Annotated in this window: 11 protein-coding genes; 5 read left to right on the top strand and 6 right to left on the bottom strand. The window is 72.2% G+C overall.

Features of this window, described 5'->3' with window-relative positions:
• Window positions 1–69: 69 nt before the first annotated feature.
• The gene (locus tag ABT085_RS36145) at window positions 70–723 is read right to left on the bottom strand and encodes a DUF4360 domain-containing protein (RefSeq protein ID WP_351617924.1); all 654 of its coding nucleotides are present in this window, start codon (window positions 721–723) and stop codon (window positions 70–72) included.
• 258 nt (window positions 724–981) lie between these two features.
• On the opposite strand from ABT085_RS36145, the gene ABT085_RS36140 reads away from it, so the two are divergent.
• Window positions 982–1,653 (top strand): hypothetical protein, encoded by a 672-nt coding sequence (locus tag ABT085_RS36140; protein WP_351617921.1) that lies wholly within the window; start codon window positions 982–984, stop codon window positions 1,651–1,653.
• Window positions 1,654–1,665: 12 nt separating this feature from the next.
• Here the strand turns inward: ABT085_RS36140 and ABT085_RS36135 are convergent, their stop codons facing one another.
• The 5 genes from ABT085_RS36135 to ABT085_RS36115 all read right to left on the bottom strand — a co-directional run bounded on the left by ABT085_RS36135 (window position 1,666) and on the right by ABT085_RS36115 (window position 7,941).
• The gene (locus ABT085_RS36135; RefSeq protein ID WP_351617919.1) at window positions 1,666–2,280 is read right to left on the bottom strand and encodes a hypothetical protein; all 615 of its coding nucleotides are present in this window, start codon (window positions 2,278–2,280) and stop codon (window positions 1,666–1,668) included.
• Between the two features lie 2 nt (window positions 2,281–2,282).
• Window positions 2,283–5,123, bottom strand: a complete 2,841-nt coding sequence (locus tag ABT085_RS36130) for an ATP-binding protein (protein ID WP_351617917.1) — start codon at window positions 5,121–5,123, stop codon at window positions 2,283–2,285.
• Window positions 5,120–6,019: a hypothetical protein gene (locus ABT085_RS36125; protein ID WP_351617914.1), complete on the bottom strand. Its 900-nt coding sequence runs from the start codon at window positions 6,017–6,019 to the stop codon at window positions 5,120–5,122. Before ABT085_RS36125 ends, ABT085_RS36130 begins: the two co-directional genes overlap by 4 nt.
• A 47-nt stretch (window positions 6,020–6,066) precedes the next feature.
• A complete protein-coding gene (locus tag ABT085_RS36120; protein ID WP_351617911.1) occupies window positions 6,067–6,933 on the bottom strand; it encodes a hypothetical protein in 867 nt (288 codons plus the stop codon).
• Window positions 6,934–7,482: 549 nt separating this feature from the next.
• Window positions 7,483–7,941, bottom strand: coding sequence for an RrF2 family transcriptional regulator (locus ABT085_RS36115; RefSeq protein WP_351617908.1), 459 nt, complete (start codon window positions 7,939–7,941; stop codon window positions 7,483–7,485).
• A gap of 218 nt (window positions 7,942–8,159) precedes the next feature.
• Here ABT085_RS36115 and ABT085_RS36110 point away from each other — a divergent pair, with 218 nt between their 5' ends.
• From ABT085_RS36110 to ABT085_RS36095, 4 genes are all read left to right on the top strand, one after another.
• The gene (locus ABT085_RS36110) at window positions 8,160–9,389 is read left to right on the top strand and encodes an MAB_1171c family putative transporter (protein WP_351617905.1); all 1,230 of its coding nucleotides are present in this window, start codon (window positions 8,160–8,162) and stop codon (window positions 9,387–9,389) included.
• A gap of 33 nt (window positions 9,390–9,422) precedes the next feature.
• Window positions 9,423–9,947, top strand: coding sequence for a toxin (locus ABT085_RS36105; RefSeq protein ID WP_351617903.1), 525 nt, complete (start codon window positions 9,423–9,425; stop codon window positions 9,945–9,947).
• Window positions 9,944–11,122 (top strand): MAB_1171c family putative transporter, encoded by a 1,179-nt coding sequence (locus ABT085_RS36100; protein WP_351617901.1) that lies wholly within the window; start codon window positions 9,944–9,946, stop codon window positions 11,120–11,122. The genes ABT085_RS36105 and ABT085_RS36100 overlap by 4 nt, the downstream gene beginning before the upstream one ends.
• Window positions 11,119–12,053 (top strand): MAB_1171c family putative transporter (locus ABT085_RS36095; RefSeq protein WP_351617898.1); only part of this gene is annotated, 935 nt, incomplete at its 3' end. The genes ABT085_RS36100 and ABT085_RS36095, both read left to right, overlap by 4 nt.

The following is a 12,053-nucleotide window of genomic DNA, read 5'->3' as shown; positions in this document are numbered from 1 at the left end:
GTGACCGCGGCCGGCCGAGGTCACCCAGGGTCTGACCCGTCGGGGGGCGGTGCGACCCCCCGGTCCGGCTCAGGACGCCGCGCAGTCCTTCCAGGCCATGTGGTAGATCGTGCTGATGTCACCGTCGGTCGAGTCCATCGTCATGAAGCTGACCTTGCCGGGCGCCGAGGTGCCGGCGTTCACCCGGATCTCGGTGTTGATGTTGAAGTTGCGCTGGACCCCGCACGGCGCCCAGACCAGCTGAGCCCAGTCCGTGCTGTCGGTGGCCTCCCAGTTGTCGTTCAGGGGGCCGCTGAACGGGTGGCTGCGGTACGCCGTGGCCGGGGAGCCCTGGAAGTAGTACGAGGCCCGCTGGGTGGCGCTCGCACCGGACTCCAGCGCGGCGAAGCCGCGGTAGTCGGCGCTGGCGATGGCGTACGTGAAGCCCTGCGGAACGTGGACGACCAGGTTGAGCTGGCAGTTCTTACGGAACGCCGTGGGGTCGGAGTTGCCGCCGGCCTGGGCGAGGTAGTTGCTGTAGGTCACCGTGAAGGCGGTGTTGTCCTCGGAGACGGCGACGGCGGTGGTGCCCTGGGGACAGCCGGAGCCGTTCACCGTGGCGACCGTGATGACGATCTTGTCCGGGGGCGGGTCGGTGAACACGGGAGAGGAGGCCTGCGCGGGAAGCGCCGAGGTCAGCAGCGCGGCGGCGGCCGCTCCGCTGAGCAGGAGTCCAACGGACATGGTTCTCCTAATTGTTCGGTTCGTTCAGTGGGGGGTGGCACGCGCACGCCCGGCCTGTGGAGAAACCATGAGTACGCTGTGAAGGCCGGGGCGGTGGCATCGTAGGCGCCCGGGGGACACGGCGGTCAGCCCCAACTCCAGCCAACCGGAATGCCTCTCTGTGACATGACTGTGACTGGAGGTATGGCTTCCGCCACAGCCGGACAGGCCGGATCCCTACAAGATCAACAAATGCGAAGAAACCCCTTACCGCCGGTAATGACAGGCCGTCCCGTCGTCGCGGCACTCGCCGCCGCCGGTGTCGCGGCCGGTGTGCTGGTCGGCTGGAATGGCCTGGACACCATCAACGGGTGCGGTCTTCCGGTCAATCGGTATCCGTCCGAAAGCGCACAGGACTGGGTCGACAACGCCGATGTCGTGATCGTCGGGCGCGCGACGCGCGAGTGGGAGAGCGACCGGCAGGAACTGGCCGCCGGGGCGTACCGGTACCAGTTGGAGCGCACTGTCCGACTGACCCGGGAGTCGGTCGTGTTCACCTCCGGGCGCCGGACCCACCCCTCCCCCGGCCCCACCGTCGACTACGTCGCCCCCGGCTGGAAGATCCCGCGCTCCGACCCCTCCGCCCGCGTCGACGTCCTGACCGGTGACGCGCCCCGAGTGGTGCCCGGCCACACCTACGTCCTCGCCCTGCGCTGGGAGGAGGACGGCTGGGTGTCCCTCGGCGAGGGCGCGGTCGTGCCGTTCGACGGTCACACCGTCGGCAACGGGGAATGGTGCGGCCGGGTGCTGGGCACCGCGGACTTCGCCGAGGGCGAGCGCATGGGCCGCCATGCCGACCACAGCCTGGAGAAGGTCCTGCTGGGACAGGGCACGGACGCGGTGTCCCGGGCGCTCGACCGGGCGGCCCGGGGGAAGTCCCGCCTGGGCTGACCGCCGCGGAGGTCAGCCCTTCGGGGGAGTCTGAGGAGTGATCGGCAACTCCGTCTCGACCCCGATCTTGACTCCGTCGGCCACCTCCACCGAGGCGCCCGCCGAGAACGTCAGTCCCTTGTCGTCCAGTTTGAAGCCGAACTCGAAGTCGATGTCCTTCAGCAGCTCGAAGGGGTCCGGCAGCTCGGCCGACGCCCCGGCACCCGCCTCGGCCCCGGCACCGATCTCGGCATTCGGCCCCGTCTCGGCGTCCGACTCGGCGTTCGCGTCCGACCCGCCCTCCGCGCTCGCCTCGGCGTTCTCCTCGGACTCCTCGGACTCCTCGAACTCCGCGAATTCCTCCTGGACTTCTTCCTCGACCTCCTCCCAGAACTCCCCCTCGACCTCCTCTTCGACCTCCTCTTCGATCTCCTCTTCGACCTCTTCCTCGGTCTCCTCCCCGAACTCCGCCCCGGCTTCCGCCTGTTCGGAGAAGTCGAACTCCATCGGCTCGGGCAGCTCCGCCTCGGCCCTGGCCTCCGCGTCCGCCCTCGCCCCCGCCGCCTCGGCCGCGGCCTCCGCTTCCGCTTCCGTCTGCGCTTCCGTCGACTCGACGGCCGGCCCGGTCACCCACGACTGCTCCGACACGGTCAGCTCCCCTCCTTCAGGGCTGCGGCCCGGCCCGCAGGGCTGTCGAGATACCGGCGGAACTGGCGGACCCATTCGGCCGCCCGGACCGCGTGCGCGGGATCACCCAGCGCCTTGGGATACGCCGCGGCATGCACCGCCCGCAGCAGGGCGACCCGCCAGTGGGCGTCGCCCGACGGAATGTGCCTCGGTCGCGCCGGCTCCCCGGTCCCGTCCAGGTACGCGGCCAGCCGCCGCCACCAGGCGACCGCGAAACGCTCCGCGGTGCCCTCCGTCATCAACTGCGCGAAGCCCGCGCCCTGTCCGGCCGCCCGTCCCGCCAGGAACTCCAGGGAGCAGCTCACCGGGCAGAACCCGCACGGCGCCTGCGGCCGCAACGACTCCGCGACGACCGGGGAGGCCTCGGCCCACCGGGCGTGCCTGCGGGCGAGCTCCTCCCGGCCGGCCAGCGGGGCGCGTTCGACGCCCAGCCGCGCCGCGTCCTCGGCCCGTACGTCGGGGACCTCCACCAGGACCGGACGGTCGATGCGCGAGTGTGCCGCGTACGCCGACATCTTCGGCAGCACGGCGGCGTGGTCGCGCTGGTCGTCGCTCATCAGCATCGTGTCGCCGACCAGCCGCCGGTCCTCCTCCGCCTTGAGCTGATGGACGATCTTCAGCGCCGTGTTCTTGTACGCGTCGGGGATCAGCTTGGAAGGATCCTGCTCGATCACCACCAGGCCCTCCCCGTACTTGCGGTTCTCCGCGAGGGTGTTGGCGAACGCCTCCGCCGCCCTGGCCGTGGCGTCGCCCTCCTTCGCCGACCCCGCACCCGGCTGCGGCCGCCGCAGCAGCCGGTGGGCCTCCTCGACCAGCGTGACGTGCGCCAGCCGCGAGGAGTCCCGGTGCACCTTGTAGTGCTCGGTCATCGCGTTCAGGAGCAGCGCCATCACCAGCGCCTGCTGCTGGGCGTCGCCGAGCGAGGCGAGTTCCACCACCACCGGGCGGCTGAGCAGTTCCCCGATCGGCATGGAGCGGGGCGCCGACAGCACCGGCCCGCAGGCCCCCTCGGCCAGCGACCGCGCGCGCAGCCGGGAGGCGGCCACGATGTTGGCGCGTGCCTCGCCCGCGTAGTCGTAGCCGTCGGCGACGTTCTCCATGATGTCGACGAAGTCGGCCAGCACCGGCCACTCCTCGTCACCGCGCGCGGTGGCGTTGACGTCCAGTCCCTTGCGCCGGTACACGTCGGTGAGCGCCGTGCGGTAGAGGAAGGGGAGCGGGTCCCACAGGCCGAAGGCCGCGTCGAAGCAGTCCAGCAGATTGCCCGCGTGGGTGGAGATCCGGACCCCGGCCGGCACCTCGAAGGGGTTCAGGCGCAGCGGGGCGGTCTCCTCGTCGCCGGCCGTCAGCACGAGCATGTCCTCGAAGCCGGGAAGGGTGGCGAGCCACCGGTAGTCGTCGTGGTCGGTGTTGACCGGCTCCAGGACGGTGAACGGGACCCGATGGTCCGCCCAGAGCTGACGGCACAGCGCCAGCGTCGAGTTGGTCTTGCCGGAGCCGCTGCCGCCGACGATCAGCGAGTGCCGGGTCAGATCGTCCAGTTCGACACCGAGGGGCTTGCCGGTCCGGCCGTCGGTCGCGTGTCCGAGCACGACATGCGGCCCCTGGGGCGAGTACGCCAGGGTCGTCGCCTGCTCCACGGCCTGGACGGGGAAGCCGGGCACGTACCCGTTCAGGGCCAGCGGCAGCCGGAGGACCGCGCTCGCCTCCTCCAGGTCGGCCAGCCATTCCAGTGGTTGCAGGGCGGGCGGCATCGCCTGCGCCCAGCCGCCGTCGTCGCCCCACAGGGTGGAGTCCAGCCAGCCGGTGTTCCCGGCGAAGACGGCGGCCTGCGCGGGGTCGGCCGGGCGCACCAGCCGGTAGGCGGGTCCCAGGGCTGCCGGGTCCAGCCGGCCGTCGGAGGCCGACGGCGCGCCGCGCGAGACGGTCTCGCCGGCCAGCGAGGGCAGTGAGTCGTCGAAGGGCATGGGCGACCAGCAGGACAGCCGCATCCGGAACGCATCGCTCAGATAGCGTCGCCCGGCGTCGGCGTACAGCTGCTCGGCGCGCACCGCGAAGGCGTCCGCGGTCAGCTTGACCTTGCCGTGGTAGAGCGAGCCGGACTCGAACTCGCCATCGGTGGCCAGGCGTTGGTAGGCGGTGGCGCAGTGGGCGACGGCGGTGCGCAGCGAGGCCGGTACCGCCACGGGGCTGAGGGCGACGCTCAGTGCCAGCGGGTGGGGGTGCGCGGTGATCGCGGTCAGCAGGCCCTCCCAGTGCCGCGAGGCACCGGCGAACGGCTGGGTGGCCGTGTAGAACCGCACCCCGGCGTCGGGCCGGTTGGGGGTCTCGGTGAACAGCCGTCTGCGGATCTCGGCGGCGCCGCCGGGCGCGGCCGTGAACGGGACCATCACGGCGCGCAGTTCGTTCTGGTCCAGCGGTTCGGTCAGCACGTGCGGCGCGGTGAGCGCGAGCCGCTCGACCTCCGCGCGGGCCGCCGCGTCCGCCGCCGCCTGGCCCAACCCCCATACCCGGGTGAGCAGATGGGCCTGGAGGCGGCCCGCCGCGGGGTCCCAGAGCCAGCGCAGCTCCAGTACGGAACCGGCCGGGGCGCCGAGTCGGCCCGCGAGGAAGTCCGCCTGTTCCCGGACGGCACGGGCCAGCCGCCGGTCCTCGGGGAGTTCGGCGTACTCGTGGCTGCGGGTGAGATCACGGGCGGCGGTCAGCCGCAGCCCGGCCCAGGCCCAGTGGCCGTGCGGTGCCGCGGGAGCGGTCACCGTGGCGGCCTGCCGGACCTGGGCGGGCGATACGGAACCTGCGCTCACGGGGCGGGCGGGGCGGCCGGGGCCGGCGGGGCTGCCGGGGCGGGCGCGTGGAACGGGGCGGGCGGCTGGGCGGCGCCGGGCCAGGCCGCCGGGGCAGCCGCAACCGGAACGGCCGCGACCGCGGCCTGGGGCACGCTGACGGTCTCGACCGGGATGTCGTGGCCGAAGGTCTGGGTCAGCGGGACGTGCAGATCGTGGTTGGCGGCGTCCACGCCTTCCCGGACCGCCGAGTGGACGGCCTCGCGCAGCGCCCGCGCCCGCTGTGAGGAGAGCTGGCCCTTGAACTCGGCCTGGCCCTTGAAGGGGCTGGAGAGGGAGTCCTTGAGGAAGCGGACGAACATCGAGACGGGGCGCCGGCTGCTCCACAGGGACCAGCCCACGTACAGACCGGTGCCGTACGCGAAGACGGAGACGTAGGCCTGGTACTCGCGGTCGCTGATGACCAGGAAGTTCTTGATCGTGGGGTCGTGCGCCGTCCGGAACCGGCGCGGCACCACCGCGACGGGCAGCTGACGGGCCCTGATGACCTGGTAGATCACACCGTAGGCGGAGTCCGCGGCGGCCCCCTTGCCGTCGACGACCAGCTGCCACTCCGACAAGCCCTGACGGTTGGGTATGAAGAACGTGGCCAGCGAGGCCACCACCGGCACGATCAGGGCCAGGTACGCCCCGCTCAGGCTCTGGGTGAGCAGCATCAGGAGAAGCGCGACGGGGATCATCAGGATCACGGCCGCCATGAACGTCCAGCGGGCCCGCTTGAGGAACCCACGGAGGTCGTCGGATTCGACGACGCCGGAAAGCTTCGGGTCGACCTTGGTCTCGAACTGGAGCCGACTGCCCGCGTAGGTCGCGTTGGAGAGCGATTCGGCCTGGGCCGCGAAGGCCGGGGTGGTCATGGTTGTGGTGTTCCTTGCCTTGGTCGTGTCGGAAGGACGGCTGCGGATCAGAAGTTGCTGTCGTCCGCCAGGCCGATGCCGCTGATCGCGATGTACTTGTCTCGGGCGTCGGGATTGCCCGTCTCGACGATGTCGACGGTCGCGCTGTCCGCGGTGACGATCGACGGCAGGTCGATCCACTCCATCGCCTCGTCGGGCTCGTCGATCACCTCGGTGTACTGGGCGACCACCTGTCCGTTCAGGGAGAACGTCCACTGCGCCTTCGTCACCGTCAGGTTCTTGTAGAACCAGTCCGTGCCGTCGGGGTCGGTCTTGGTGTAGCCGGGGACCAGGCCCACGTTGGTCAGCCGGGTGGCACCGCCCAGTTCCAACGACAGTCGCCCGGTCCGCCGACCGCATCGCCAGGCAGTATCGTCCAGTTTGTCGATGGCGTTCTCGGGCTCGTAGGAGAAGTACCGGCCCGTACTGTCCGGCCGATCGGGCAGGACACAGTCCGAGGCCGCGTAGGTCGGAAAGAGCCGGTTGCCGGGATTGATCGAACTGTCCGCGTGCACCACGGAATCGTCGGTGCCGTCCGTCGCGGTCGCGCCGTCCCCCGTGTACGCGTCCGCACCGTCCTGGAGCGTGTTCGCCTCCGGGGCGGCCGACGGTGACGCCACGTCCGTCCGCGGCTTCGCGTCCGACGCCTGACCGGACGACGTCGTACCGCCGTTGCCCAGCAGGAATCCGGCGACGAGCGACGCCGCCACCGCCGCCACGGCACCGGTGGCGAGCCACAGCCGCCTGCGGGGCGGGGCGGACGGCACCTCGGCGGTGTCCACGGCCACCGGCGCGGGCGGAACATCCGGTACGGCGACAGCGACCGGCGCGGGCACGGCGGGCGGGGCGGGAACCTCGGCCGGGGCAGGCGTCACGGGTGCGGCGGCCGGGGCCGGCGGGGTCTTGGAAACCGGTTCCGGAGCCGTCTGCGGCACCGGCGGAACAACGGGCCGCGGCACGGGCGTAGCGACGGGTTGCGGCGCCGGCGGAACAACGGGCTGCGGCACGGGCGGAGCGATCGGCTGCGGTGCAGGCGGTGGGGTGGGGGTCGGCTGCACAGGGGCGGCCGTCTGGCCCTGGACGGTCCTGCCGCACTGGCGGCAGAAGAAGCGCGCCTCGGCGGCGGCCGTCACGCAGCCCGGACAGCTCTCCATGGATCCCCCCACGTTCGGCACGGCACCACGCAGCGGCCGGGAGGATCCGTGACCCCCCGACAATGTGTGGGCCATGTAAAGAAGATGTGTAAGGCATCTTTTAGCATCGGCAATCGTCCCTGGTCAACGGCATGATCAAGAAATGGGCATGCGTCAGGAAGTGAAGCTCCCGTGAAGGGGTTCACTTCCGTCACGCCCTGCGCCGCGGGCCTCCGCCCGCACTTGCGGCCCTCTCGGTGAACTGCCGTGCGTCACAGCGCAGTTACCGGGTCACGGGTTCTCCCACGCCGCCGGTTCGGCCGCGAGTTCGCGTACCGGTTCCGGCAGCGCGTCCGCCGCGATGTCGGCGATCGTGACGCCCTCCAGGATCCGGCGCACATTGGCCCGCAGGGCGATCCACAGGGGCAGCAACGGCTGTGCGGAGCCGGTGTAGGTGAGGTCGGTCGGGCGTTCGCCGCGCACCGAGACGATCGGGCCGTCGACCGCGCGGATCACGTCCGCGACGGTGACGGCGCGGGCGTCCCGGGCCAGCCGGTAACCGCCGCCCCCGCCGCGCCTGCTGTCGACGATCCCGACGCGCCGCAGATCGCCGAGGATCCCCTCCAGGAACTTGTGCGGGATGTCCTGCGCGGCGGCGATCGTCTCCGCCTTCACCGGGTCCCCGTCGTGGCGTACGGCGAGTTCGAGAAGCGCCCGTACCGCGTAGTCCGCCCGTGCCGAGATCCTCATGCCCCCATTGTGGGGCGTCGTCGTGGGCGCGACAGCCTGCGCGCACGAGCGCGCGGCGGCCGCCCGGGGCAGGCTCCGGCGTCGGACTCCGGCCAGAACAGGGGTGGTTCGGTGGCCGACAACGGCCGGAGGACGACATGACGCGGACACTTCCAGGCGCGTAACCTCGAACCGGCCGTGGGGCGGCGGGTGCCGGGGAAGGCGGGGAAGGGGGAGGGATGGCAGGCGGCAGTGGCTTCTCCATCTCCTTCTGGATCCCCACCGCGGTACTGACGGTCGCCCTGCTGATCAAGCTGCCCACGATCATCCGGCTGTGGAAGGACCCGCTGCTGCGGGCCGTGGGCGGGCTGCTGCTGCTCGCCTGTTCGGTGTTCGTGTTCGTGGCGCCGTCGACGATCGCCTGGACCAACCGGGTCACCGGCGTGCCGAACATCTCCGCGCCCTGGGTGTACTCGCTGCTCACCGCGTTCTGCGGGTCCTGTCTGCTGCTGATCATCGCCTGGCGCAACGGCCTGTCCGACCGCTCGGCCGAGACCCGGCGCGCCATGCGCTGGGTGGTCCTCGGGTACACCGGCGTGATCGTGCTGCTGTGGGTGCTGTTCGCGCTGGCGGACGCGCCGGTGGAGCGGATCACCGACCTCGACACCTACTACGCCAACACGCCGTACATGCGCGAGATGATCGTGCTGTATCTGCTCGCGCACGCCGTTGCGGTGCTGATCACGTCCCGGCTGCTGTGGAACTGGGTGCGCACCGACGGGCTGGACGCCTGGCTGCGCTGGGGGCTGACGTTCCTCGGCGCGGGCTACGGCCTGAACCTCATCTTCGACGTGTCCAAGTCCGCCGCCGTCGTGGCCCGTTGGACCGGACACGACCTCGACCTGCTGAGCACCGGGGTGGCTCCGCCGGTGGCCTGTCTGTCGGCGATCGCGATCGCGGTCGGCTTCATCCTGCCGCACGTCGGCCAGTATCTGCACGACCGCTGGCGGCTCCGGCTCGCCCACCGCGAGCTGCGGCCGCTGTACCTGCTGACCCGCTCCGTCGCCGGCGGCGGGGTGCCCCGGCTGCCGCGCGGCACGGCCGAACTGCGCCTGACCCGCCGCGAGACGTTCATCCGCGACGTGCTGCTGCCGCTGGCCCGGCACATCGACACGGAGCTGCGCGGACGGGCCCACGAGGCCGCCCGCGCCCTCGGGTTCCCGCCGCAGCGGGCCGAGGCGCTGGCCGCCGCGGTGGCGATCCTGGACGCCGTCGAGGGCTCCCGGGGGCGGCCGGAGAGGGACGGCAGCAGCGACGACGCGGACGCCACCGATCTGCTCCAGGGGATCGGGGCCGTGTCGCGGGAGCTGCGCCGACCCGAGGACATCGACGCGGTGCGCGCCCGGGCGGCGGCCCCGGCGGGCGCCCGGGCGGGCGGTCCGCAGATTTCCGCACCGGAGGTGGGGTAGCTGAAGGCGGGTCTTTCCCGGCATATTTCGACGGTGCGTACGAAGCGGGAGATGCGCCGGCTGGCCGGCACGCTCATCGATCCCATCCGGATCCCGATCCCGGCCGACCCCGGGGACCTCTTCGACGCGCTCGTGGAGTCGGTCAGCCAGTGGCGGGGCCGGGAGGTCGTCGTGCACCGGCGGGTCTTCCCGCCGCACACCGCCAGCGGGCTGTGGCTGGACGGGCGTACCCACGACGACGTCGTCATCGACAAGCGGGCCGCCGTCTGGCACCAGATAGTGATCTTCTGTCACGAGGTGTGGCACATGCACCGGCAGGGAACGGACGGCACGGACGCGGGAGTCGACGGCGAGGGCCCCCGACTCGTCGCGGCCCGCACCGACTTCAGCCTCGCCGACGAGCAGGAGGCCGACCAGTTCGGCATGCTGATGGGCCGTCGGCTGCGCACCTGGCTGGAGGCACCGGCCGACTCCGTGTACGCCGCCGACAGCAACGGCACCCACGATCTGTCCGGGCGCATCGGAGCCGCCCTCAACTACCGCGGGACACGAGGATGAGCGGCCTGATCAACTATGTGAGCTGCGGGGTGCTCTGGCTGGGCCTGGTGGTCAAGGCCCCCGACCTGATGCGGCACCGCCGCGACCCCTATCTGCGGGCCATCTGTGTCGTGCTGGGCCTGGCCGGCGCCTGCTTCTTCCTGGGCGCCCCGCCGACGGTCGGCGCCGTCAACCGGATCAGCGGGGTGCCGAACCTCGCCGCCCCGCTGACGTACGCGTCGATCACCGCGTACAGCGCCGCCGCCCTGATCCTGATCGTGTACTGGCGGGGCGGCCCGCACGTGCACCGCACCACCCGCCGCTGGGTGGTGGCGTACACCTGCGTCCTGGTCGGCATCGCCGGGACGTTCGCGCTCGGCGACGCGCCCGTGGAACGCCGTACCGACCTGGACACCTACTACGCGACGACCCCGTTCATCGCCGAGATGATCGTGCTCTACCTGGTCGGGCATCTCGTCGCCGCGGTCGTGACCATGGTGTCGTCCCTGAGCTGGGCCCGTCACGTACGCGGCTGGCTGCGCGCGGGCCTGGTGACGCTCGGCATCGGCACGCTGTGCAACGCCGGCTACAGCGTGAGCAAGCTCGCCGCGGTGGCGGCCCGCTGGAGCGGGCGGGACTGGTCGGGACTGGGTACGACCGTCTCGCCGGCGGCCGCCGGACTGGGCGCGCTGACGACGGTCACCGGCATCCTGATCCCGCTGCTCGGCCCCTGGCTGACCCAGTGGCGCAGCTCCCGGCGGGCGTACGCCCGGCTCGAACCGCTGGAGCGGGAGCTCGACGACGTCCTCACCCGCCGCGCGCTGCGGCTGCCCCGGCCCCGCTGGTCCTCCCCCACCACCCTGCTGATCTGGCGCCGGACCAGCATCCACAACGCGCTCGGCCACCTGGACGCGCTCTTCGACCGGGGGCTGTACGACCGCACCCGCGAGGCCGCGCTGGCGGACGCCGGCGGCGATCCCGAACAGGCCGAGGCGGTCGCCTGGGCCGCCGTCATCACGGTCGCCGTACAGGAGGAGCACCGGGCCGGACCGCTCGGGCAGGCCGCCGGGACCGGCTGGATCGCGGACCGCACGCCCGGCCCGGACGCGCTCGTGCGGATCGCCGACGCGCTCGCCTCCTCGCCGCTCGTCGCGGCCGCCCGGGTGTGCGGCGCGACCACCTCGGGCAGCGCATGAGCGTCGTCCTCTACGTCGCCGCCGTCGGCCTCGCGCTGTCCGGCGCGGTGCTGTTCCGCCGGCCGCGCGCGGGCGTACGGGCCGTGCGCAACCCGCTGACCGTGTCGACGTGCGCGGCCCTCGGCCTCGCCTCGCTCGTCCTGGTCTGCTCGGCCCCGCTGACCCTGGCCGCCGTCAACGGCCTCACCGGCGTGCCCAACTTCGGCGCCCCGCTCACCTACGGCATGCTCTCCGCCTACAGCTGCTCCCTGTTCGTCCTGCTGATCAACTGGCGCGGCGGGCCCCGCGAGCTGGTCCGGCGCATGGTGCTGCGGGCCATCGCCGCCTACGCGGCGCTGATCGTCGCCCTCGTCGTGCTGTTCACGCTGGCGGACGCGCCCGTGGAACGGCTCACCGACCTCGATACCTACTACGCCGGCACGCCGTACATGCGCGAGATGATCGTGCTCTATCTGGCCGGGCACAGCGTCGCGACCGTCGGGCTGTGCGCGGTGGGCGTCAAGTGGGGACGCGAGGTCACCGGGCTGCTGCGGACCGGACTGCGGCTGATCCTCATCGGTTCGATGCTCGACCTGGTGGGCTTCCAGCTGACCAAGTACACGGCGGTCGCGGCGCGTTGGACGGGCCACGACCTCGACTTCCTGTCCACCACGGTCGCCCCGCCGATGGCCTCGCTCGGCGCGCTGACCTGCTCCGTGGGGTTCGTGCTGCCCCGGCTCGGGCCCTCGGTCGCCGCGCACTGGCACAGCCTGCGCGACCTGCGGACGCTGGCGCCGCTGTGGTCGGCGCTGCGGTTCGCCTCCACCGCCCCGCCACCGCCCGGCTCCTGGTGGCGGCTGCCGCGGGAGCGGTTGCAGTGGCGCGAGGTCGCCATCCACGACGCGCTGCTGACGCTGGCCCCCTACTTCGACGACCGGGTCCGGGAACGGGC

This window comes from Streptomyces sp. NPDC002265 (assembly GCF_040296125.1).
GTDB lineage: Bacteria > Actinomycetota > Actinomycetes > Streptomycetales > Streptomycetaceae > Streptomyces.
The sequence above is the reverse complement of the archived record's forward strand: the minus strand, read 5'-3'. Positions and strand labels throughout refer to the sequence as shown.